The sequence below is a fragment of the Sorangium sp. So ce119 genome (genome assembly GCF_051524405.1).
Classification (GTDB): Bacteria; Myxococcota_A; Polyangia; order Polyangiales; family Polyangiaceae; genus Sorangium; species Sorangium cellulosum_G.
Genome location: NZ_CP150311.1, coordinates 916,249 through 940,270 on the forward strand (window position 1 = coordinate 916,249; position 24,022 = coordinate 940,270).

A 24,022-nucleotide genomic window follows, 5' to 3' on the forward strand; every position below is an offset into this window, starting at 1 on the left:
CTGGCCACAGCGGCAGCGCAGGCAAGGGCGGCGCGGCGTCGACGAAGGCGTCGCGCCGGCGCTGGACCGCGGCCACGCCTGTCCGCGAGCGTGGCGGGGCATGGAGTAGGCGCAGAGTAAGCGCAGAGACGCGGCGCACAGGGCCGCGTGCAACAAGCTGGCGCTCGGGCAGCACACGTCTACCATAGGCAGCCGTCTGCCGGACCGGGGTGGTTGCGCTCCGGGCCGAGCGGCGCAAGCCAACCTTCGAGGAGCGGGGACTAATGGACAACTGGAAGATGAACCAGCAGCCCGCCGGGCTTCCCCCGCCCCAGGAGCCGCTCGGGGCGCTTCCCGCTGATACGTCGGCGCGGCCTGCGGGCCCGCAGCCGCCCAGCATCAGCGCGATGATCAACCGGACCCTGGCGCACTGGTACGTGGCGGTGCTCGTGGCGCTCGCGGGGGTGGGCTTCACGGTGCTGGTCGTCCAGTCGAGGAAGCCCGCGTACCGCTCCGAGACCGTGATCTTCTACCGGGAGGGCGTGAAGGCGACGTACCTCGGGCCGGACGGCCCCGACCCGCTCCGCACCCTCTCCGCGCGGCTGAAGGAGACGCTGCTCGCGCGCTCCAACCTCGAGAAGGTCGTGACCGAGTTCAACCTCTTTCCCGACGTCCTCGAGAAGCGGGGCATGGTCGACGCGGTCGACCGGCTCCGCCTCAAGATCACCTTCAAGGCCCGCTCGACCGACACCTTCGCGATCTCGGCCGAAGGCGAGACGCGCGAGCAGGCGCAGGAGGTGACGCAGCGGCTCGCGGACATCCTCGTCGAGGAGACGACGCGGATGCGCAGGTCGCAGGCGAAGCTGACGAACGAGTTCCTCGACGCCGAGCTGAAGCGCGCGGAGCAGGACGTCGAGAAGGCAGAGGCCGAGCTCGCGGCGTTCCTGGCCCAGCACCCCGAGTTCGCCGCCGAGACGGCCGCGCCCGGCGGCGCGCAGACCGGCGCCGCCATCCGCGCGCAGCAGAGCCGCACCACCGGCGCCGACCCGACGCTGGAGGCCCTCGAGCGGCAGGTGCCCCGCCTGCGGGCCCGGCTCACCGGCAAGCCCGAGCAGGCGGCGCCGAGCTCCCCGGGGGGGGCGCCGTCCCCCGCCCTCGTCCGGCAGCGGGATCAGGCCGAGCAGGAGCTCGCGACCGCGCGGCGGGATCTCGCGGACAAGCAGTCCCGCTTCACCGAGCAGCACCCCGACGTCCGGGCCGCGGCGGCCCGCGTGAGCAACGCCGAGGCGGCGCTGCGGCGCGCCGAGGAGGCGCTCATCCTGCCGCCGCCGCCGGAGCCGATCGTGGAGGTCGCCGCGACCGACGAGGCCGAGAAGGCGAAGATCAAGTCCCAGCTCGCCGCGCTCGAGCGGGAGATCGCGGCGCGCAGGGGCGCGAAGAAGGGGAACGCGGCCGACGCGAGCGAGACGGCGAAGGCGATCATCAACACCGAGACGGAGTGGTCCCGGTTCAGCCGGGAGAAGGCGCGGGCGCAGCAGCGGCTCGCCGACCTCGAGGGCAAGTCGTTCCGCGCGGAGATGGCCGCGAGCTCGGAGCAGGGCGGCTACTCGGCGCAGATCGAGGTGCTCGACCCGGCGTACAGGCCGAGCGCGCCCTCGAGCCCCTCGCGGCTGATCCTTGCCATCGGCGGGCTCTTCATGTCCATTGCGGCCGGCATCGCGGCCGCCGCGGCGCGTGGCATCGTGTTCGACGATCGGGTTTACGACATGGAAGATATCGATCGCATGGCGCTCGCTCCGGTGCTCGTCATCGTGCCGGCCGCCACGCGCGCGTCCCGAGGCCGCCGTGGCTGAGACAGGCGGTGCTGAGCCGGGGAAGCCCCCGCCGGTCGCTTCTCTGGAGCGGGCGCTCGATCAGGTCTGCGACTTCCTGAGTCGCGCGGAGCAGACCGCGCGGGTCCGCGCCCTCGTCATCGAGGCGCGCCGGCTCCGCAACGTGGTCGGCAACTGGCGGTCGATCGCGCCGGATCCGGACGTGCGCGAGGAGATGATCGCCCGCGTCCTGCGCCTCGCGAACGACGCCGAGGACGTGGTCTCGGCGGAGCGCCCGAGCTCCAGCCACGAGGACCCAAACGCCGCGTTCGACTCGCCGACCATCCGCCAGGAGCTGCCGCCCTCGGGCCACGCGCAGCCGCCGCACGGGATGGGGCTACGCCTCGGCCCCGGCCCGATGCCGGGCGTCCATCCCGGCATGCAGCAGCCGGCGGCCCCCCGGGGGCCGTCGGCCGCGACGCTGTTCCTTGCGGGGGGTGCGCCCGCGGACCACGGCGGGCACCCGGGCCATGTGGCGGTGCACGGCGTGCACGCGCCGGCGCTGCCGCCCGGCCCCGAGCGGCCCGGCGTGCCCTCCGGGGTGACGCGCGTCATCGATCTGAGCGCCACGCTGAGCAGCCCTGGGCTCGTGTCCAGCGGCCCTGGCGCGTCGGGGCCGGTGCCGATCGAGCGCGTCATCGCGCCGCCGGCGCGCGATGTGGGGGTGCGCGACGCGCCGGCGCACCCGGCGGGGTCGCCGCCGCTCGAGCGCTCGTTCAGCGGGACGTTCCCCTCGCCCCCGTCGCTCGTCTTCGATCGCGTGGTGCCGCCCGCGGTGACGGTGCGCGAGGTGCCTCCGCCGCAGCCGCCGCCGCAGCAGCCGCCGCCCGAGAGGCCGCTGGAGCGCACGGGGACCAGCACGTTCGCCTCGCCGCCCTCGCTCATCTTCAACCGCGTGGTGTCGACCCCGGCGCACCACGCCGTGGACGCGAAGCTTCAGTCGCTCGACCCGACGTTCGAGGAGCCGCCGTCGCTCCACATCGAGCACATGCGCTCCCTGCCCTCAGGGCCGGAGACCGCCGGGCTCCTCCCGGAGGAGTCCCTCGGCGGCCCGGGCGAGATCACCGTGCGCCCGTTCCCGATGCCGGACGCCGTCGATCCGAACATCGTGATGGTCCACGCCCCGTACTCGCCGCAGGCGGACGCCTACCGCACGCTCCGGCGCAAGCTGCCGTCGGGCGTCGGGACCACGATCGCCGTGACCAGCGCGTCGCCGGGCGAGGGCAAGACGACCTGCGCCATCAACCTCGCGCTCGCGCTGCGCGAGACCGTCCGCGGGCGGATCCTCCTCGTCGAGGCGAACATCCGCAAGCCAGGCATCGCCAGGGCGCTGCGGTTCGACCCGCCGAGCTGCTTCTCGGAGCAGGTCCAGCGCCACGTCAGCAACCGGTACGCGCCCTGGGTCGTCGTCGAGCAGGCCGCGCCGGCGCCCGCCGTGGCGCCCAGCGACGACTCGGCCGAGTCGTCGGACCGGAACGGGCCGTCGGGCAGCAGGTCGCCCGACCCGAGGCTCACCCTCCAGACGCCCGTCCACATCCTGGCCGTCGATCCGAGCAAGGAGCGCCCGCCGATCCTCGACGCGGTGGCGTTCTCGAGCGCGATCGAGAGCCTCAAGCGCGCGGGCTACTCCTACATCATCATCGACACGCCGCCGGTGCTCGGCAGCATGGACGTGAACGTGATCGCCGACTCGGTGAGCGGCGTGGTCATGACGTCCCTGGTCAAGAAGTCGACCCGCAAGGCGATCCGCCAGGCCATCGAGCAGCTCCGGCCGGCGCCCATCCTCGGTGTCGTCCTGCTCGACGCCTGAGCGCTCGGCGCGCGGCCGGCGGCTTCCCGCGTCGAAAGGTGGGGGAGGCGTAGCCTCGCGCCGCCTCCATTGTTACCTTGCGGCCCTCATGCGCTCCGGACGAGGTATTGCGGTCGCGGCCTTCGGCTGCGCGATCCTCACCCATCACGACGCCCGAGCGCAGGACGCGTACCTCCAGGGCGTCTTCACCGGGTCGCTCGGCGTCACCGACAACGTGAGCTCCGCGGCCGAGCCGCCGGCCGGGCCTGGGCCCGAGGCCGACGGCTTCGGGACCGTGAGCCCCGGCCTGATCTTCACGTACACGACGCCGCGCACCTCGCAGACGCTGTCCTACACCTTCGCGGCGAGCTTCTTCTTCCTGAACTCGGAGGCGAACTCGTACTCGAACATGGCGATGTGGTCCGGCCGCTTCGTCACGTCGCCGAGGACGACGCTGACGCTCGGCGCCGCCGGATCGCAGGGCCAGCTCAACACCTTCCAGCTCGAGCAGGCGCCGGGGACCACGACGATCACGGGCACCGAGGGCGGCACGACGAACTTCGTGCAGGGGTCGGTCAACGAGGGGTTCTCGTTCCAGCCCTCGCCGGTCTGGCAGCTCGGCCAGGCGGCGACGTTCCTCGTCTACAACCCGTTCCTGGACCCCCCGCAGCGCACGTACAGCGCGGCGAACACGCTGAGCGCGCAGCGGATCTTCCGCCACGACATCGCGTCGCTCGCGCTCTCGGTCGGCTACACCCATTTCGACAACGTCCAGGTGGATAACCCCGACGCCGACCCCGAGGCCCCGGAGGTGTACGAGGACCGCGACCAGCTCCTCAGCACGCTCGTGGCGAGCTGGCAGCACGACCTCGGCCGCCGCTTCTCGAGCCAGCTCGACGTCGGCGGGGTCGTCGCCACCGACCTGAAGGGCGACGCCGTGTCGCTCGTGCGTCCGGCCGGGCTCGCGGCGCTGCGCTACACGCACGACAGGGGCGAGGCCGAGCTCGCGTACACGTACGCGGCCGCGCCCAACGTCTTCTTGCAGCAGATCCAGCTCTCGCACCAGCTCACGCTGCGCGCCGCCGCGCCCATCCTCCGCCCCTCCTGGCGCCTGTCGGTCGAGGGCTCGGCCGGCGTGCAGCTCGCGCGGCCCCTCGAGAGGAACGGCGAGGGAGAGCTCGTCACGGGGCCGAACACGACCGCGGTGCTCACCGACGTCGCGCTGCTCTGGAGCCCCGTCATCGTCATCCCCGATTTCGCGCTCGCGCTCCGCTACCAGCACACGAACCAGCACACCGCGGCGAGGACCGCGGGGGACACGCGCATCGTGCGCAACGCGCTGCTCGTGTCCGTGTCGGGCGCGTTCCCGCGGCGGATGGAGGCGGGCTCGCGCATCTCGATGACCCAGCCCTTCGGCTCGGCGGGGCCCGTGGGCCCGCCGCACCGGGATCCGGAGCCGATCGAGCCGCCGGAGGGCTCGGAGCCGGCGGCGGCCGGCGACGCCGCGCGCTGACGCCTTGTCGCCTGAGCGGCCTCACCGGCCTGCCCGGCCGTCCTCGCCGTCCTCACGCCCCCAGCGCGGCCGGTTTGCCGCTCGGCGCGCGCTCAGGTGCGGCGCGCGAGGAGGAAGGCCCTGTCGTCCTCGGGGAGCTGATCGCCGCGGAACTCCTCGAGCATCTGCGTGAGCTTGTCGGCGATCGACGCGACCGGGCGGCCGGCGCTGGTGGCGCACAGCTTGGCGAAGCCCGTGCCGAGCGCGTGCAGGCCGAGCATCTGCTTGGACGAGTTGCGCAGCTCGGTGAGCCCGTCGGTGTACATCGCGAGCACCTCGCCGGGCGCGAGCACGCTCTGGTGCGCCTCCATGGGCACGAGGCCGATCCCGAGCGCCGGGTTGACGGCCGCCTGGAGGTGCCGCAGGCCGCCCTCCGCGGTCGCGACCAGCGCCGGCGGGTGCCCCGCGTTGACGCACTCCATGCGGCCCGTCGCCGGGTCGAGCGCGACGGCCACCATCGTCACGAACGACTGCTCCGGCAGGTACTCGCAGAGGTAGGCGTTCAGCCGGTCCATCATGCCCGTGATCCCGCGGCCGGCGTCGACCGTCGCCCTCACCATCGTGTGCACGCTCGACCCGATGAGCGCGGCCTGGAGCCCCTTGCCGCAGACGTCGGCGACCGCGAGCAGGAGGCGGCCGTCGGGCATCGGGACGATGTCCACGTAGTCGCCGCCGACCCACCGGCACGGCTCGAAGCCGAGCGCCACGTCCAGCGCCTTGAACTCCAGCCGCTTCGGCACGAACGTCCGCTGGATCTGGTGCGCCATCTCGAGCTCGCGCTCGATCGCCGCGTGCGCCTGCGCGTGGCGCCGCGCCTCCCAGGCCGACTCGGCCTGCTGGTAGACCTCGGCCGCGAGCGCGATGAGCCCGAGCCACTCGACGCTGCCGAAGTCGGGCGGCAAGGTCACGTAGAGCAGGTTCATCAGCTGCTCCTCGACCCGCAGCGGGCACGCGACGACCCAGAGCGCCATGACGTCGCGCGACATCGTGAGCTCGACCGTGGCGCTGTCGCTCACCAGGTTGCCGGCGAGCACCGGCTCGCGCGTGTCCTGCACCGCCGCGAGCACGCGGCGCGAGATGTACGGCGGCGCGACAGAGTCCTCGCGCCGGAGCGACTGGAACGGGCGGTGCGGCCCGGACAGGATCGTCAGCGCGCCGTTCTGCCGGAGCCGCAGGGCGAGCGCCATGCTGCCGTGGAAGTCCTCGCGGACCATCAGCTGGCAGAGCGCGTCGAACCGGTCCGTGGCGTCCTCGATGCTGAGGAGCCGACGCGACAGGTCCATCAGGGTGAACAGGTGCTTCGCGGCGATGCGCGGCGGGTCGAGCTCCCCGAGCTTGCGGATCGCGGTCGGTTTGTCCTCCTCGAAATGGAGGCCGCCCGGTTCGAGCGGCACGCGGGGGGCCCGCGCCGTGAGCTGGAACTCGAGGATGTAGTCGCCGATCCCGATGCGATCGCCGGGCTTCAGCACCTTCTCGTTGATCCGCTCGTCGTTGACGAGCGTGCCGTTGGTGCTGCCGAGGTCGCGGATCCACCACCTGCCGAACGGATCGCAGAAGAGCTCCGCGTGGCGCCGGGAGACCGTGTAGTGGTCGAGCGTGAGCTGAACGCCCGGCGCCCTGCCGATGACGATATGGGACTCGGTCAGCGGCCGCCGCGTCCCCGGGAGATCGCCGAGGCGGATCTCCAGGTGCCCCTTCCAATCCGAGCTCGATGGCGCAGCGCCCAGGCTCTCATCTGCAGGCGACATCGTTCGACCTGGCCCGACCATGGGCGGCGGCGTGGACATGGACCGTCTTCGATGGGTACCGAACCGGCGCCCTGACATCAAGGGGATGCTGGCAATTTCGCGACCGCGGAAAGCGCCTCGTCCGTGACCTGTAACCAGAAGGCGCGGCGCGAGCAGCCCCGCCGAGCGCCGCCCACAGCGCGGGTATTTCGCGACACATCGCGGTGCTGCGGGCGAGGCAGCCGACGCGCGGCGTGGGGCGGCCCGCGGTCGCGAGGACCGGCACGCGCCGCCCGCGCCGCGCCGCGCCACCTTTGCGCGCGCGCGGCGGACGGGAGCGCGCCGTGCAGGTGGGCAGAAGGCGCCGCGCGGGCGCCCTCCCCTACGCCTTGATGACCTTCTGGTTCTCCGCGCGGTAGACGCCGCGGGTGTCGACGATCAGGGCGGCGTGCTTGAGCACCAGGTCGTAGTCGACCACCGAGTGGTCGGTGACGAGCAGGACCGCGTCGTGGCCCTTGAGGGTGTCCTCGTTGAGCGGCAGGGACGAGAGCTCCGGCAGGTGCGGCCAGGTGCGCATGCGCGGCAGCTTGGGCACGTGCGGGTCGTGGAAGCTGAGCACGGCGCCGAGGCGGCGGAGGAGCTCGATGATCTCGAACGCAGGGCTCTCGCGCGGATCGTCGATGTCCTTCTTGTAGGCGACGCCGAGGAGCAGGACCTTCGTGCCCTTGAGCGCCTTGCCGCGATCGTTCAACGCGAGCTGGAGCTTGTTGACGACGTAGTGCGGCATCTCGACGTTCACCTCGCCGGCGAGCTCGATGAACTTCGTCGACACGCCGTACTCGCGCGCCTTCCAGGCGAGGTAGAACGGGTCGAGCGGAATGCAGTGACCGCCCCAGCCCGGGCCCGGGTTGAACCGCATGAAGCCGAACGGCTTGGTCGAGGCGGCGTCGAGCACCTCCCAGACGTCGATGCCCATGGAGTCGTAGACCACCTTGAGCTCGTTCACGAGGGCGATGTTGATCGCGCGGAAGATGTTCTCGGTCAGCTTCGCCGCCTCGGCCGCGCGGGCGGAGGAGACCGCCACGGTGCGCGCGATCGCCTGCGAATAGAGCGCCTGCGCCAGGGCCAGCGAGGCGCGGTCGACGCCGCCGACGACCTTCGGGATCGTCGCTGTGCTGTGATCCCGGTTGCCCGGGTCCTCGCGCTCGGGCGAGAACGCGAGGTAGAAGTCCTCGCCCATGCGCAGGCCCGACTGCTCGAGGATGCCCTTCACGAGCTCGTCGGTCGTGCCGGGGTACGTGGTGGACTCGAGCACGACGAGCTGCCCCTTGCGCAGCCGCTCCTTGATCTTCTGCGAGGAGCCGACGACGTAGCTCATGTCGGGCTCCCGCTGGGCCGTGAGCGGGGTGGGGACGCAGATGAGGATGGCGTCGGGCTCGTTGAGCCGCGCGAAGTCCGCCGTCGCCTCGAATCGACCCGTCTTGGATGCCGCCGCCACGCGCGCAGGATCGAGGTGCTTGATGTAGCTCTTCCCCTCGCCGAGCGCGGTGACCTTCTCGGGGTCAACGTCGAAGCCCAGCACGCGGAAGCCTTTCTCGATGAACGTGAGCGCCAGCGGCAGGCCGACATAACCCATGCCGATGATGCCCACCTGGGCTTCGCGTGAGGTGATCTTCGCCAGGAGGCTCTCGACCGCAGCGGGATGCGTCTCTGCCATTTCCGTTTATCTCCAGTGGTGGAGGGGAACCGCCACGCGGATCCCGACCCATGTTCGAAGAGAGGGGCCCGACGCTACCACAGGACCCCAAAATTCGCTCGAGTGTCGAAGCGGATCTCCGGCGCCGTCGGGGAGCGGTCCCGCTGATGGAGGTGGGCCGGTGACGTCGGGAAACACCTCAGCATCGGGAAACACCTCAGCGGCGGCGGCGCACCGCTTCGCGGGCGAGCTGGAGGAAGTCGCGCGACGCTTGCCGCGCGATGAACAGCGCGGACGCGATGAAGACCAGACCGCCCGCGACCACCTCGGCGCCCAGGCGGAACCCGCGCGGCAGGGGCCCGAGCTGCCGCACGCCGTAGCGCACGGCGAGCACGGCCACGACCATGGGCAGGCAGGCGATCAGCGGGCGGATCAGCGGGCGCAGCAGGCGCATGTAGGGGACGCCGTCGGCGCGCTGGACGACCCAGAGGCTCGCCAGAGCGTGCACCCCGAACGCCACGCCGACCCCGGCGCAGGCCCAGAGCACGCCGCCGAACGATCCGAGCAGCGCGATGCCGCCGATGATCGCGCCGACCTTGAGCCACTCGAGGATCATGATCGTCCGCGTGCGGCCGTAGACCTGCATGTAGGAGGACATGACCCAGCCGATCGGGCGGGTGACGCCGAGCGCCGACAGCACGGCGAGGAGCGGGCCGGCCGGCTCCCAGGCCTCGTTGAAGAAGGTGTCGTCGAGGATCGTCGGGGCGACCGCGCCGAGGCCGACCGCGAGCGGGAAGATGAGGAGCGACAGCAGCGTGAGCGCGCGGACGAGCGCGGTCTTGCGCTGCTCCGGCTCGAGCTTCGAGAACGACGGGACGAGCACGTCGCCGATGCGCTCGCCGACCTGGGAGGCCGGGATGTCGGCGAGGTTCCACGCGAGGTTGTAGAGGCCGCCGACGTGCTCGCCGAAGAGGCGGATCATGACGAGGTTGTCCCACTTGGACGCCCCGAAGTTCGCCAGCGATCCGAAGTTCAGCGGGATGCCGAAGGCGAACAGCTCGCGCGCCTTCTCGCGCGAGAGGGGGCTCGGCGTGAGCCATTCCGCGAGCTTCACGGCCGGGACCGTGGTGACCACGCGCACGACAGCGCGCAGGAGCGTGGCGACGACGATGGCGTTCCCGCCCCAGCCGCGCATCGCGAGGACGACCGACGCCGCGGTGTAGGTGAGCTCGCCGGCCGCGTTGCGGAGGCTGACGCTCCGGAACTGCATCTCGCGGATGAGCAGGCGGTCGGGGACGTACCAGAGCCGGTCGATGAACATCGCGAGGATCAGCCCGGGCATGAACTCGAGCATCCCCGGCGCGCCGACGAGGTGCACCGCGATCGGCTCCCGCAGGAGGTAGATGAGGCCGATGGCGACCACCCCCGCCGCGTGGAAGTAGACTGTCGCGTTGAAGAGCATCTGGCGGTCGAGGTTCGGCCGCGACGCGATGTACTGCCCGATGCCGAGGCTCGAAAGGAAATGCGCCGTCATGATGACGACGGAGGCGGCCGAGACCTCGCCGTACACATCCGGCGCGATGAACCGGGTGAGCACGAGGGTGCCTATCAGGCCGAGCACGCGCGAGCCGAGACCCGTCGCGATCGTCCAGACCGCGCCAAGGACGGCCTTGCGGGCGAGCGCGGAGGAGCCGGCCACGATCAGGGCACGAAGACGGTATCGCCCGCCTTGAGCACGAGGTCCTGCTCAGGCCGCTTCCGCGAGGCGATATCGTCGTAATTGACGGGGATGTGCCGGAACTTCCCGGGGCTATCCATGCGGATGAGCAGGATCTGGTCCGTCGAGGCGAACTGGTTGGGGCCGCCGGCGAGCGCGAGCGCCTCGGAGACGGAGACGAAGTAGTTCGAGGCGTAGATGCCGGCGCGCGCGACGTTGCCGCTGACCACGAACCGGTAGCTGTTGATCCCGGTCACGGCGACGGTGATCACGGCGGTCTCGTCCTTCACGAACTCCGAGAGCCGCTTCTTCAGCTCCTCGCGCACCTGGGTCGGGGTCTTGCCGGAGACGAAGACGTCGCCGATGAGCGGCATCGTGATGACGCCGTCGGCCCGGACGAGCGCGTCGCTCGACAGGTCGGACATGCGCCAGACGTTGACCCGGAGCTGGTCGCCGACCCCGATCACGTACTCGTGCTTACGCGGGTCGTGTTCCTTCGCGTAGTTCGCCGGATTGTAGATGTACGTGGGCGAGCACCCGGCGGAGAGCGCGGCGAGCGCGAGCCCTGCCGCAGCCACAAGCGTTCCTCTCATGAACGACCGTTTCGTGGGACGGGCTGTGCCTTCCATAGGCGTCTGCATCGAGGAGGAAGTCAGGCAGTACGGGGTTTCGATCGTGGCGATCTCGGCGGTACGGCCGCGCGGTTGCGCGGTTCTCACCGAGCGGCGCCAGCATTGCAGGAAGGCCGTCCGCCGCCAAGGGGAAGTTTTCATCCCGCGACAAGGCGCGGGATCCTCGCGAGGAACCGGCTTGACGGCCCGATGGTCGCTCTGAAAGCTCGGCTTTGATGCTGCTTCATCTCCAACGGATCGCGGTCCCCTTCGAGTACCCTGTCTATTTCACGGAGGGCGTCTTCTCGCCGAGCAACGACGATCTCGCGTCCGCGATCGCCGCGAGGGAGCCGCGCCGGCGGCACCGGGTGCTGCCGGTGATCGACGGCGGCGTGGCCGCGGCCTGGCCGTCCATCGCGGAGGACATCGCGCGGTACGTCGGCGCGCGCGCGGAGCGGCTCTCGCTCGTGGCCGAGCCGATCGTGGTCCCTGGCGGAGAGGCGTCGAAGAACGACGGCGCGGCGACGGCGGCGCTGCAGGCGCGGCTCGACGCGCTCGGGATGGATCGGCAGTCGTTCGTGATGATCGTCGGGGGCGGCGCGGTGCTCGACATGGCCGGCTACGCGGCGGCGACGGTGCACCGGGGCGTGCGGGTGGTGCGGATCCCGACGACGGTGCTCGCCCAGGCCGACTCGGGGGTCGGCGTGAAGAACGGCGTCAACGCGTTCGGGAAGAAGAACCTGCTCGGCACGTTCGCGCCGCCGTTCGCGGTGCTCATCGATCCGCGCTTCCTGGAGACGCTGTCCTTGCGCGACAAGGTGGCCGGGATGGCGGAGGCCGTGAAGGTCGCGCTCATCCGGGACGCGCGGCTGTTCTCGTGGCTGACCGAGCATGCGCCCGCGCTCGCGTCGGGGTCGCTCGCGCCGCTCGCGGCGCTGGTGCGTCGGTCGGCGGAGATCCACCTCCAGCACATCGCGACCGCGGGCGACCCGTTCGAGCTCGGGAGCGCGCGGCCGCTCGATTTCGGGCACTGGGCTGCGCACAAGCTGGAGTCGCTCACGAGGCACCGGCTGCGTCACGGGGAGGCGGTCGCGATCGGGATCGCGATCGACACCGTCTACGCCGAGCTGGCCGGGCTCTGCAGCGAGGCGACGGCGGCCGCGGTGCTCTCGACGCTCGAGGCGCTCGGCTTCGCGCTGTGGGACGACGCGCTCGCGCTCACGCGCGGGGGCGGTGAGCGGGGCGAGCGGCTCTGCGTGCTCGATGGGCTCGACGAGTTCCGCGAGCACCTCGGGGGCGAGCTCACGGTGACGCTGCTCGAGGACGTCGGGCGCGCGCGGGAGGTGCACGCGATGGAGGAGCGGCACATCGTCGCGGCGATCGCGCGGCTGCGCGAGCGCGCCGGGAGGCGGGGGACGCACGCGGCGGCCGGCGCGGCGGGAGCGGCGCGGTCGTGAGGCTCGCGTGCGCGGGGGCGCCGCACCTCACGTACTGCACCAACATCCACCCGGGCGAGACGTGGGCGGAGGTGAAGCAGAGCCTGGAGACGCACCTGCTCGCGATCTGGTCGCGCGCGGCCGGCGGCGGGGGAGGCGCGCCGCGCGACGGAGGGGGCGCGGTCGGCGGACGCGGCGCAGGTGGCGGAGGGGCGGGCGGCGGCGTCGAGCGCCCGCGGTGCGGGGTGGGGCTGCGGCTCTCGGCGAGGGCGGCCGCGGAGCTCGCCGCGCCGGCGGAGCTCGAGGCGTTCCGCGATTTCCTCGCGCGGAACGGCCTCTACGTGTTCACGCTGAACGGCTTCCCCTATGGCCGGTTCCACGGCGCGCCGGTGAAGGAGCGCGTGTACCTGCCCGACTGGCTCGACGACGAGCGCCTCGCGTACAGCGATCGCCTGGCGACGCTCCTGGCCGCGCTGCTGCCGGCCCAGGAGGGCCTGATGGGCAGCGTGAGCACCGTCCCCGGCGCCTTCCGGCCGCGGGTGCGCGCGCCCGACGACGCCGAGGCGATGGCGCGGCGGCTGGTGAGGCACGCCGCGCACCTCGTCGACGTTCACCGCCGCACGGGCAAGCGGATCGCGCTGGCGCTCGAGCCGGAGCCGTGCTGCTTCCTCGAGACGACGCCCGAGGCGATCGCCTTCTTCACCGAGCGCGTGTTCGCGCGGGAGCGCGCGCGGGAGCTCGCGGCGCTGACCGGCATGAGCCTTCCGGACGCGGAGGAGGCGCTGCGGGCGCACCTCGGCCTCTGCTTCGACGCGTGCCACATGGCGGTGGAGTTCGAGGACGCGCCCGCGTCGCTCGCGGCGCTCCGCGCGGCGGGCATCGGCGTGCACAAGGTGCAGATCAGCGCCGGCCTGCGCGCGCGCGTGGCGGAGCGCGATCCGGCGACGATGTCGAGGCTGCGCGCGTATGCGGAGGACGTCGTGTACCTGCACCAGGTGGTCGAGCGGCGCGGGGGCGCGGGCGGCGGCGGGGGCGCGGGCGGCGGCGGGGGCGAGCTCGTTCGCTACCTGGATCTGCCCGAGGCGCTGGCCGCGCTCGAGGGCGCGCCGGCGGCGCCGCCGGGGTCGAGGCCGGAGGAGTGGCGCGTCCACTTCCATGTGCCGGTCTTCCGGGGGATCGAGGGCGCGCTCGGGACGACGCAACCGGAGCTGGCGGCGCTGCTGTCGCACCTGAGCGAGCAGCCAGCGACGCAGCACCTCGAGGTCGAGACCTACACCTGGGATGTCCTTCCGGAGGACCAGCGGCGCGGGGGTGTGGTCGAGGCGGTGTCGAGGGAGCTCCGCTGGGTGGAGGAGCGGATGGTGCGGGGCGGATCGGGCGCGGGCGATGGCGTCGGCGCTGGAGTCGGTGCGGCTGGCGGAGGAGGAGCATGACGATGACGTCACGCGCGCGGGTGTATCTGCGGCTCGGCCGCGTCTCGAACCTGCCAACGGTCTGGACGAACGTGCTTTGCGGCATGGCCCTGTCGGGGGCCGGCCTGCGCGCCCGCGAGGTGGCGCTCGTGGGGCTGGCGGTGTCGCTGATGTACGTGGGTGGGATGTTCCTGAACGACGCCTTCGATCGGGAGATCGACGCGCGCGAGCGCCCGGAGCGGCCGATCCCGTCCGGCCTCGTGAGCGCCCGCGAGGTGTTCGCGGTAGGGTATGGCTTGCTCGGCGCGGGGGTGCTGATCGTCGGCGGCCATGGGTACGCGGAGAGCCGGGGCGCCGCGCCGGCCGTGGCGAGCGCGCTGCTCGCGGGGGCGATCGTGCTGTACGACGCCTGGCACAAGGGCAATCCGCTGAGCCCGGCGCTCATGGGGCTGTGCCGCGTGCTGGCCTATGTGACGGCGGCGCTCGCGGCCGGGGGGCAGCTCGGGATCGCGCTGTTCGGCGGGGGGATGGCGCTGCTGTTTTACCTGATCGGCCTGACGGCGATCGCGAAGCAGGAGAACCTGCTGGCGGCCCGCAGCCTGTGGGCGCTCGGCTTCATGGCGGTGCCGTTTCTCTATACGATGGGGACGCCGCTCACGGGGATGACGGGGATCGTCGCCTACGGGGCGCTCGTCGGCTGCGTGATCCACGCGGTCGGGCTGCTCCGTGGGACGCGGAAGGACCGGATCCCGCGCGCCGTGGTGACGCTCATCGCGGGGATCTCGCTGCTCGACGCGGTGCTCATCGCGAGGACGGGCGCGCCGGGGGCCGGCGGCGCGGCGGCGCTGGCGATGCTGGGGTTCCCGCTGACGCTGGCGATGCAGCGGGTGGTCAGGGGGACGTGAGGACGGGCATCTGGGTCGGCAGCTCAGCCAGCCTCATCTTTGATCAAGACCGGGATACAACATCTCGATCCACCGGAGAAAAGTTCCATCATGTCACATCGCGCTCGAAGCTTTCAGGCTGGTCTCCTTGCGCTCATCTTCGCAGGGTCCGGATGCGCGCTCGTCCTCGGCCTTGACGACTTCGAAGACGCCTCCGGCTCGGGGGCTCAGGGCCCAGGCGGGGACGACAGCGCGAGCGTATGTACTCCCAGGACGATGGAGCAATGCTATAGCGGCCCGGAAGACACGGCAGACGTCGGATCGTGCAGATCTGGCCTACGGACCTGCAATGGCGATGGAAGCGCGTGGGGCGCGTGCAAGAACGAAAAATTGCCTGACCAGGAGAGCTGCGCGTTCGACGAGGATGAAAATTGCGATGGGTTCGACTGCACCTTGTGGGCACAGTCCTTCGGCAAGGAAGCAGTCGCCCACTCCCTGGCGACGGACAAAGAAGGGAGTATCATCGCAGCAGGCCGTTTCTTCGAGTCCATACAGTTCGGCGCTGAGCCACTCGCGAGCGCCGGCGAAGCAGACGCGTTCGTCGCCGCCTTTGACCGATCCGGAAATCATCTCTGGAGTCACACGTTCGGCGACGCAGCGGCTCAGGAAGCGACATCCGTGAGCGTGGACGCCTCCGGCAACGTCATCGTGACTGGCGTCAGCAGCGGCACGATCAACTTCGGCGGCTTCGACGTCGGTCCTGGTGTCTTCGTTGCAAAATTCAGCAACAGCGGAAAGCACGCCTGGAGCCGCAGCTTCCCAGCGAACCCCATCAACGAACGCACGTTCGAGGAGTTTGTCAGGACTGTTCGTCCGAAGATCAAGAGCACCCCGCACGGGGACGTCATCATTGCAGGGACGTTCAGGGGCAACATCGAGCTCGACGACACAACCCTCGTATCGGTTCCCGCGAACACGCTGGACATGTACGTCGCCAAGCTCGACGGGAGCACAGGCTCCACGAGCGCCGAGCAAGGAGGATGGGTGCGGAAGCTCGGCAGCTCCGACGATGACGCGTTGATCGACGTTGCCGTCGACCGAGGCGAGAACGTCATCATCACTGGCGAGCACCGGGCTGCGATCACCTTCGGCGACCTGCCGGAGCTCGATGGCTCCGGAATGTTCCTGGCCAAGCTCGACAGAGACGGCACCCCCGCCTGGAGCCATAGCTTCGCGAACGGCCATCCGTCTGCGCTGGACGTCGACACGCTGGGAAACATCTCGACGACGGGAAACTACGGCGAAAGCATCGAATTCGGAGACGACCGGATCCTCACGTCACCGGAAGGACACACCGCCTTCTTTGTCGCGCAGTTCGACACGTCGGGAGACCACAGATGGAGCCGCGACTTCGAAGGAACCGGCCACAACGCGATAGCCGGCATCAGCGCTGACAGCTCCAACAACCTTGTACTCATCGGCGAGTTCGCCGAAGAGCTGAGGGTGGACCACGAGATCCTGGAACATTACGAGCTTCCGTCTCCATGGGTGCTCAAGCTCGATGCGTCAGGGAACACGCTCTGGGCGAAATCCTACGGAGCCCACGGAATTTCGTTCGGCGTCGCTGTCGAGACAGACCCGAGCAACGAGATCGTCGTTACAGGCTCATTTTCTAGCGGGATTGACTTCGAGACGGGCACGTTGGAGGCAGAGGCTGACGCTCTGTTCCTCGCGAGGCTTGGAATCTAGCATCACGTCACATCATGCCGACCACGTGGGACTGCTGCACGAAATCGCGGGTACGAGCATCAGTCAAAGAGATGATCGAGCACGATCCTGCTGACATCGACGGCAAGAACACGCTCATCTGGCAGCAGCGAACCACAACTGGAAATGGCCAGCGGCCCTCGATCCAGACGCTCGCTCACGCGCCCGTGAGATCCGTTCACCAGTGCCGTATCGAGCGGGACCACGTCCATCAGATAGCGTAGCCCGAGCTTCTTCTTGAGGAGCCGCCAGCCTACGCTGGCTGGCAGGAAGCGTAGCTCGGGATCAGCAAAGAGCTCGACAGGATCGTACCCTGGCTTGCGATGGATGTCGACGGTCCTCGCGAACTCTGGGGCTTTCTCATCATCAAGCCAGTAATAGTAGCTGAACCATCGGTCCTCTCGTGAGACCGCGACAAGCTCGCCCGACCGCGCATGATCCAGCCCGGAAGCACGCTTGCCTTCAGCGTCGAGAACGAAGTCCACCCCGGGCAGCCCTTCGAGGAGCGCCTTCACCTCCTGGATCCTCTCCGGACGACGCACGTAGACATGCGCCACCTGGTGGTCTGCCACGGCAAATGCCTCGGACGCGCCGGCGTCAAGCTTCTCGAGCCCACGTTCAACACGAACGCGCAGTAGCCCCTGCTCTCGGAGCGTTCGGTTGATGTGCACTGCCCCGGACACGCGCGTGATGCCGTACTCGGACAGGACGATCACGCGCGCCCCGTCCTTCTGCACATGCTCGATGAGCTCGCCGCAGACAGCGTCGACGGCGCGGAGGTCATTCTTGATCTCGGGGTGATCCGGCCCCAGCCGTTGCAGGTTGTAGTCGAGATGCGGGAGGTAGACCAACGTCAACGTTGGCCGTCGCGTGTCATACACGTGGCGCGCGCACCGCGCGATCCACTCCGTCGATCGGATGTCCGCGTTCGGCCCCCAGAAGTTGAACAGAGGGAACTCACCCAGCCGGAATACGAGCTCATCGCGCAGCGACGCCGGCTCCGTGTAGATGTCCGGCAGCTTGAGCCCGTCCGCCCAGTAGATCGGCCTCGGCGTCACCGCGTAGTCGGCCGAGCTGTACATGTTGTACCACCAGAACAGCTTGGCACAGGTGAACGTCGGGTCGCGCCGGCGCGCAGCCTCCCAGATCTTCTCTCCCGCCACGAGCTGGTTCGCCTGGCGCCACAGGTTCACCTCGGCGATATCGCGAAAGTACCAGCCGTTCGCGACGCAGCCGTGACCGCTCGGGAGGAGGCCTGTCGCGAAGGTCGACTGGACCGTGCACGTGACCGCTGGCAGCACGGTCTGCAGGGGACGCATGGCGCCTTCCCGAGCGAGCCGCTGCAGGTTCGGCGTGGCGTCGCCGAGGAGCTCGCCGGTGAGCCCTACGACGTTGAGGACGACGGTGCGGTGCATGGGTCTGCTCGTTCAGCTCTGCACGACGGGGGTCTGCCCCCGCAAGACCGAATTGCCCTCGAACAGCGCGCGCTGATCCACGGCGGGCGTCTCGCCGAACTCGGTCAGATCGAGGCGACCGCTCTGGGCAAAGAAGGCGAGCGGGTTCTTCCACACGATCCGCTCGATCACCTCGTCGGCGATCCCGTTCTCGCGCATCCGCGCCGCCGTCTTCGGCACCTTCAGGGGATCGCTCACGCCCCAATCCGCCGCGCTGTTGATCAGGATCCGCTCCGCGCCATACTTCTTGACCAGCGCGACCATCCGGTCCTCGTCCATCTTGGTGTTCGGGTAGATGGAGTGACCGGCCCAGCAGCCGGTCGCGAGCACGAGCGGCAGCGTTTCCTCGTTGTTGTGGTCGACAAGCACGCGCTCTTCCGGGAACCGAAGCTCCCGCACGAGAGCCAGCGTCCGCTCGGTGCCGCGCTTCTTGTCGCGGTGCGGCGTGTGCACGAGGATAGGAAGATCGTGCTCTCTCGCGAGCTCGACCTGCTGGACGAAGTACTTCTCCTCCTCGGGCGTCATGTCATCGAACCCGATCTCCCCGACAGCGACCACGCCCTCCTTGTCGAGGTAGCGCGGCAAGAGGTCGATCACGCCCTGCGCCACGCGGGGGTTGTTGGCCTCCTTCGGGTTGAGCGCCAGCGTGCAGAGGTGGCGGATGCCGAACTGGCTGGCCCGGAAGCGCTCCCAGCCGAGCAGGGACGCGAAGTAGTCCTCGAACGTGCCGACGTGTGTCCTCGGCTGGCCGAGCCAGAAAGCGGGCTCGAGGACGGCGACGATGCCCGCGGCGGCCATCGCCTGGTAGTCGTCCGTCGTTCGCGATGTCATGTGGATATGAGGATCGAATAGCTTCACTGGTCCCTCCGACTCGCGCGGCCTCACTCGGGGATCCGCGTCGCGCGCTCGTGCTCGTGCTCCAGGGAGAGCAGGCCGATGTCGGCCGGGACGCTCCGGCCAGCCGCCCTCCGTTCGCTCGCGAAGTCCTCCGCCATCCTGGCGAGCTCGCTCGATCGCCGCTGCTCCAGCCCGACGATCCGGGCGAGCGCCACGCCCATGAACATGGCCTTGAGGACCATCTGATTGAAATTGAGATCCGGAAAGTGAGCCGCCGGGTAAGGATTCTCGCAGGCGATCGCCTCGAAGGCGGGCAGCTCGTTCGTACGGCAAGCATCCACCGCGAGGGGGACGAAGCGCTCCGCGCCGGTCACGAACGGCAAGGCCCGCAGGAGCGCCTGCCGCTCCCGGCTGTCGCCCTGCTGGTAACAGGCCCACAGCAGCGGATCGAGATCCGATGCGGGCAGGTCCCTCGAAACCAGCGCGATCATCGTTGCCCGGCCGAGTTCATCGAGCCGCCAGCCGTCGATCGCCGCAGACACGCCGGCAGCCTTCAGGGCGTCCCGCTCGTCCGCTTGAAGGACGAGCGGCGCCTTCCCTAACGCGCGCGCCGCCGCGGTGAACGTCGCCAGGAAGCGGTCGCGATCGAACCAGGCAGACGCGTCGTGCGTCGATGCGGCGCGCTCTGCCCCCTGACGCACACCAGTCACCGCCTCGACGCGCTCCAACCAGGATGCAGCGGCCGGCGGAATCCGGCGCGACAGGATCTCGAGCAACAGTAGGGAAGGGTCTTGCATTGTAGTCGCGCCCGCCGGTTCCGGATGCTTCTGGCAGGGCGGAGACGCGGCGCCAAGCGGTGGAAAGTTATACCAAGGGGCGCGCTGTTCGGATAGCCTCCTACGGCATGATGGACCAGAAGCGTTTCCTTTTGTCTTTCATGCCGATCGCAGCCGCCCTCCTTGGGCTGGGCGTCACCCTGAATGGCTGCGGGGGCAGCGAGACCGGAGCTGGCGGGGGAGGAGGCGGCGGTGGAGGATCCGGTCCCGGCGGACCGGGCTCCGGGGGCGGCGCGTCGACGGGCGCGCCGGTGAGCAGCGGATCGGGATCGAGCACCAGCGGGACCAGTGGGACCAGCGGGACCAGCGGGACCAGCGGAACCGGAGCCGGCCCTGCGACCGGGACTGGCGCCGGTGGGCACGGGACCATCGACTGCGACGAGCCGGGCGGGACCGTGCCGCCGCTCAAGCTCACGGAAGTAGCGAGCGGCTTCGAGCTTCCTCTGTTCGCGACGAGCGAGCCGGAAGACGCCAGCCGGCTCTACGTGGTGGAGCAGCGTGGAAAGATCCGCCTGGTCAGCGGCGGCGCGGTGCAGAGCGCTCCGTTCCTCGATATCGCCGCGGAAGTCTATCAAACCCCCGGCAACGACGACGAACGAGGGCTCCTCGGGCTCGCGTTTCATCCGGACTACGCGGAGAACGGCAGATTCTTCGTCTATTTCAACACGAGGTCACGCACGCTGGTCCTCCGGGAGTACAGGCGCTCGACGGGCAACCCGGATCAAGCGGACCCGCAGTCACAACGCGAGTTCTTCTCGATACCGGTGCTCGTGGGCAATCACAACGGCGGGATGCTCGCCTTCGGCCCCGACGGCATGCTCTACATCGGCGTCGGTGACGGAGGCGGCGATAGCAGCAATCCGGACCCGAACAACAACGGCCAGAACATCAGCGTCAAATACGCCAAGATCCTGCGCATCGACGTCGACGGGTATCCGACGCCCCCGGACGGCAATCTCACCGGTGGAGATCCGGACGTATGGGATTACGGCTTGCGCAACCCGTGGCGCTTCACCTTCGATCGCTGCAGAGGTGATCTGTACATCGGCGACGTCGGCGGACGACTCTTCGAGGAGATCAACATCGAGCCGCGCGGCCAGGGCAACAAGAACTACGGATGGAGCGTCACCGAAGGGAGCACCTGCCTCAAGGCAGACGAGCCGCCGGGGTGCACGTCGCCGACGATCACGCCGCCCGTCCACTCTTACGATCACAACCGCGGCGACGGTTCAGTGACCGGCGGATACGTCTACCGTGGCAGCAGGATCCCCGCGCTTCGCGGCAAATACCTGTTCGGCGATTTCGCCACCGACAGGATCTGGATGCTCACCTGGAAGGACAGCCTCATCGAGCCCAGCAGCTCGCTCAGCCAGGACCTCGCTTCCGAGAGCACCATCCAGGGTCTGGCTTCTTTCGGCGAGGACGCAGCCGGCGAGCTGTACGTCGTCTCCTATGGAGGGAGCGTCTTCCGGATCGATCCGGAATAGATTGCACCGCGTCCCTAGGGACGCGCGCGATGGGTCATCGCTGGTAACATTCCTGAAGCGCAGCTTGACAAGTCTGGACTTGATCCATGCAGAGAACCTTCAAATTGGCGGCAGGTTGGGCGCTCGCGATCGGGCTGCTAAGCCATGAGGCAGCGGCCGGGATCGATGACCTCCAGGGCACCACGCCGAGCGACATGCCACAACCGAACAACCTCGGCACCGCCGAGCGCTGCGACGGCTGCCATCTAGCAGAATCCGAGGACGCTCGGGATTACATGCCCATGGACACATGGGCAGGCACCATGATGGCCAATGCTTGGCGCGATCCCGTCTTCAAGGCGGCCCTGACGATCGCGAACCAGGACGCCGCGGGGATCGGCACCTTCTGTCTGCGCTGCCACTCACCGATCGGCTTCCTGAATGGGAGGGCGACACCTCCGGACGGCTCGGGATTCGACGCCGATGCCGGCGGCGACGGCGTGGTCGTCGACGGCCAAGGCGTCAGCTGCAACGTCTGCCACCGCGCGCTGCCGACCAAGGGCCCCGATGACACTGAGTCGTACTTCCTCGGGAATGCGCAGCTCGTCTTCGATCACTCACCGGAGGCCGCTGGGTTCATCAACACACCCGTCATGTACGGCCCTTACGAGAACATTGCCTCCAGGTCTCACGTCGGCGAGCAGGCCCCCATGCTCGCCGACTCCCGGTTTTGTGGCCAATGTCACCAGGTCACGAACCCGGAAGTGATGCTGCGCGACGCGAGCGGGCAGGACACGAACATCGAGTTCCCTCTCGACACGACCTACGAGGAGTGGGCCTCCAGCGACTTCGGCGATGGTAAGCCGAGCGAGAAGAGCTGCATCGACTGCCACATGCGCAGGAAGGCCGGGGAGTGGACCGTCGCCGACAACGCGCCGCTCCGCACCGACCCGCGCGACCACCTGATCGTCGGCGGCAATCACTGGGGGATCCAGGCCGTCATGGCGGCCGACCCGACCCGCGCCGCGGAGCGCGCCACCTCCTTCCAGCTCGCGCTGGACCGCACCCTCGAGAGCCTCGCCTCCGCCGCCTCGGTCACGCTCGTGGAGGCCCCCGAGCAGGCTGAACCCGGGGGCGAGATCACCGTCGCCGTGCGCGTCGAGAACCTCACCGGTCACAAGTTCCCGACGGGCTACGCGGACAGCCGGCGCGCCTGGATCGCCGTGTTCCTCGTCGATGAGGCCGGGGTCGAGCGGCCGCTGATCGGCGGCTACGACGCCGATACGGGCGAGATCCAGCACGCGCCGGCGACCCACGAGTACCGGGCGGTGCACGGGCGGTGGAACAGCGAGGCGGGCGCCGGCGAGAAGGGGGACCACCTCGCGCTCCACGACATGATCATCTCGGACACCCGTATCCCGCCGAAGGGCTTCGTGCCGTCGCAGACCACCCAGCCGAGCCAGGAGATCGACTTCAGCGACGGGAACGGCGGATACCGCAACCACGACGAGGCGAGGTTCACGCTCACCGTGCCGGCCGACGCCTTCGGCGCCCAGACGCTCTCGGCGCGCGTCTACTACCAGTCGATGATCAGAGAGTACGTCGAGTTCCTGCGATCCGCGAACGTCACGGACAACAAGGGAGAAGAGCTCATGGCCATCTACGAGGAGACCGGCGAGGCGCCGCCCATCCTCGTCGCAAGCGAGGACGCGCCGATCGATCTGGGAGCTCCGCCCGACACGACCGGCAGCAGCAGCAGCGGCGGCGGTGACGGTGGCAGCGGTGGAGACGGCGTCGGCGGGAACCCGACCGGCGGCGCCGCCGACGGAGCCCGCGACGACGGCGGATGCGGCTGCCGGACGCCCGGCCACGGCCACGACCGGTGGCTGCCCGCAGCCCTCGCAGGGCTCGCCCTCGCCTCCGCCGCTGCCCGGCGCCGGCGAGCGCACCGGCCGCGTTGAGCATCAACCCACCAGATGAAGAGGATGCCTCGCCCGGGACACGGGCGAGGCCCTGAGCGCGTCCGTCCCGCGTCCTCGCGCGACGTTTTTCGCTCGCCTCGCTGCCCGGCGCCAGCATAGACACGTACCGAGCGCCCCACGGCGAGCCTCGCCTTGCCCATCTCCCGCCTCGTCGATCCCCTGTTCCTGATCCTCGTCGCCACGGGGCTCGGCCTCGCGCTCTCCGGCGGCGACTGGAGCTACCGCGCGCGCCGGTCGAAGGTCGGCCGAACCCTCGCGTGGAGCGCCTGGCTCGCGCTGTGGCTGCTCTCCATGCCCTGGGTCTCGAGCTCGCTCGCGCGTCGGATCAGCACGCCGCCGAGGGACCTGCGCGCAAACCTCGCCGGGACCCCGCCCGAGCGGCGGGTCCTGATCATCCTCACCGCCGGGATCGACGCCGACGAGTTCGGCGAGCCCGCCATGGAACGGCAGTCGGCGGCTGGCCTCGAGCGCAGCCTCGGCGCCGTGCGCGTCTACCGCGAGCACGGCTTCGGCCACGTGATCATCTCGGGACGGGACGTCCAGCGCGCGCCCACCGAGCTCGCCGGCAGCATGGCCGACCTGCTCGTCGAGCTGGGCGTGCCCAGGAAGAAGATCATCCTGGAGACCGAGTCGCGCGACACCCGCGAGAACGCCATCCACTCGGCCCGGATCGCCCGCGGGCTCTCGGCCGAGAAAGCGGTGGTCGTGACGAGCGCGCTGCACATGCGGCGGTCGCTCCGTATGTTCGAGCGCGCAGGCCTCGACGTCCTCCCCGCGCCGGTCAGGTTCCAGTCGCTGCCGCCGGACGGCGTCGAGCGGCTGTTCCCGTCGTCGCTCGCTCTCTACCGATCGCAGCGCGTCGTCCACGAGCTCGTCGGTCTGATCGAGCCGTGACCGGCGAGGTCACGGCTCCGCGCTCACGACGTCGCGCATTCGCTGCCGTCGCGTCCTCGCGCGCCCTCGCGCCGTCGAGCGCCCTCGCGCCGCCGAGCGCCCTCGCGCCCTC

17 protein-coding genes are annotated in these 24,022 nt (G+C 69.9%); 10 read left to right on the top strand and 7 right to left on the bottom strand.

The window, feature by feature from the left end:
- The first annotated feature begins 263 nt into the window (after positions 1-263).
- The 3 genes from WME76_RS47820 (at position 264) to WME76_RS47830 (ending at position 5,152) form a co-directional block, all read left to right on the top strand.
- Positions 264-1,832, top strand: coding sequence for a GumC family protein (locus tag WME76_RS47820; protein WP_437962891.1), 1,569 nt, complete (start codon positions 264-266; stop codon positions 1,830-1,832).
- Entirely contained in the window at positions 1,825-3,660 is a 1,836-nt protein-coding gene (locus WME76_RS47825; RefSeq protein ID WP_437962892.1) for a hypothetical protein, read from the top strand. The genes WME76_RS47820 and WME76_RS47825 overlap by 8 nt, the downstream gene beginning before the upstream one ends.
- Before the next feature lie 88 nt (positions 3,661-3,748).
- A complete protein-coding gene (locus WME76_RS47830; RefSeq protein ID WP_437962893.1) occupies positions 3,749-5,152 on the top strand; it encodes a hypothetical protein in 1,404 nt (467 codons plus the stop codon).
- Positions 5,153-5,244: 92 nt separating this feature from the next.
- Here the strand turns inward: WME76_RS47830 and WME76_RS47835 are convergent, their stop codons facing one another.
- The 4 genes from WME76_RS47835 to WME76_RS47850 form a co-directional block, all read right to left on the bottom strand.
- Positions 5,245-6,939, bottom strand: a complete 1,695-nt coding sequence (locus WME76_RS47835; protein WP_437962894.1) for a SpoIIE family protein phosphatase — start codon at positions 6,937-6,939, stop codon at positions 5,245-5,247.
- A gap of 361 nt (positions 6,940-7,300) precedes the next feature.
- Positions 7,301-8,635 (bottom strand): nucleotide sugar dehydrogenase, encoded by a 1,335-nt coding sequence (locus tag WME76_RS47840; RefSeq protein ID WP_437962895.1) that lies wholly within the window; start codon positions 8,633-8,635, stop codon positions 7,301-7,303.
- A gap of 196 nt (positions 8,636-8,831) precedes the next feature.
- Entirely contained in the window at positions 8,832-10,313 is a 1,482-nt protein-coding gene (locus tag WME76_RS47845) for an oligosaccharide flippase family protein (RefSeq protein ID WP_437962896.1), read from the bottom strand.
- Between the two features lie 2 nt (positions 10,314-10,315).
- Entirely contained in the window at positions 10,316-10,924 is a 609-nt protein-coding gene (locus WME76_RS47850; RefSeq protein ID WP_437962897.1) for a polysaccharide biosynthesis/export family protein, read from the bottom strand.
- A gap of 254 nt (positions 10,925-11,178) precedes the next feature.
- Here WME76_RS47850 and WME76_RS47855 point away from each other — a divergent pair, with 254 nt between their 5' ends.
- The 4 genes from WME76_RS47855 to WME76_RS47870 all read left to right on the top strand — a co-directional run bounded on the left by WME76_RS47855 (position 11,179) and on the right by WME76_RS47870 (position 16,423).
- Positions 11,179-12,399, top strand: coding sequence for a 3-dehydroquinate synthase (locus tag WME76_RS47855; RefSeq protein WP_437962898.1), 1,221 nt, complete (start codon positions 11,179-11,181; stop codon positions 12,397-12,399).
- On the top strand, positions 12,396-13,811 hold the full coding sequence (gene eboE / locus WME76_RS47860; protein WP_437962899.1) for a metabolite traffic protein EboE: 1,416 nt from the start codon (positions 12,396-12,398) through the stop codon (positions 13,809-13,811). The genes WME76_RS47855 and eboE overlap by 4 nt, the downstream gene beginning before the upstream one ends.
- Positions 13,808-14,695, top strand: a complete 888-nt coding sequence (locus WME76_RS47865; RefSeq protein WP_437962900.1) for a UbiA family prenyltransferase — start codon at positions 13,808-13,810, stop codon at positions 14,693-14,695. The genes eboE and WME76_RS47865 overlap by 4 nt, the downstream gene beginning before the upstream one ends.
- Positions 14,696-15,064: 369 nt before the next feature.
- Positions 15,065-16,423 (top strand): hypothetical protein, encoded by a 1,359-nt coding sequence (locus WME76_RS47870; protein ID WP_437962901.1) that lies wholly within the window; start codon positions 15,065-15,067, stop codon positions 16,421-16,423.
- Between the two features lie 59 nt (positions 16,424-16,482).
- Here WME76_RS47870 and WME76_RS47875 read toward each other — a convergent pair whose 3' ends face one another.
- From WME76_RS47875 to WME76_RS47885, 3 genes are read right to left on the bottom strand one after another with little or no spacing between them, the layout of a single operon-like run.
- Positions 16,483-17,856 carry an alkaline phosphatase family protein gene (locus WME76_RS47875; protein ID WP_437962902.1) on the bottom strand — a complete coding sequence of 458 codons (1,374 nt, stop codon included), beginning with the start codon at positions 17,854-17,856 and terminating at the stop codon, positions 16,483-16,485.
- A 12-nt stretch (positions 17,857-17,868) separates the two neighbouring features.
- Positions 17,869-18,753 carry a TatD family hydrolase gene (locus WME76_RS47880; RefSeq protein WP_437962903.1) on the bottom strand — a complete coding sequence of 295 codons (885 nt, stop codon included), beginning with the start codon at positions 18,751-18,753 and terminating at the stop codon, positions 17,869-17,871.
- A gap of 23 nt (positions 18,754-18,776) precedes the next feature.
- Complete coding sequence (locus WME76_RS47885; RefSeq protein WP_437962904.1) at positions 18,777-19,433, bottom strand: EboA domain-containing protein; 657 nt, start codon at positions 19,431-19,433, stop codon at positions 18,777-18,779.
- A gap of 386 nt (positions 19,434-19,819) precedes the next feature.
- Between WME76_RS47885 and WME76_RS47890 the strand changes: the two genes are divergently transcribed.
- The 3 genes from WME76_RS47890 (at position 19,820) to WME76_RS47900 (ending at position 23,910) form a co-directional block, all read left to right on the top strand.
- The gene (locus WME76_RS47890; protein WP_437962905.1) at positions 19,820-21,055 is read left to right on the top strand and encodes a PQQ-dependent sugar dehydrogenase; all 1,236 of its coding nucleotides are present in this window, start codon (positions 19,820-19,822) and stop codon (positions 21,053-21,055) included.
- Positions 21,056-21,357: 302 nt separating this feature from the next.
- Positions 21,358-22,995: an MYXO-CTERM sorting domain-containing protein gene (locus tag WME76_RS47895; protein ID WP_437962906.1), complete on the top strand. Its 1,638-nt coding sequence runs from the start codon at positions 21,358-21,360 to the stop codon at positions 22,993-22,995.
- 153 nt (positions 22,996-23,148) lie between these two features.
- A complete protein-coding gene (locus tag WME76_RS47900) occupies positions 23,149-23,910 on the top strand; it encodes a YdcF family protein (RefSeq protein ID WP_437962907.1) in 762 nt (253 codons plus the stop codon).
- Positions 23,911-24,022 lie beyond the last annotated feature (112 nt).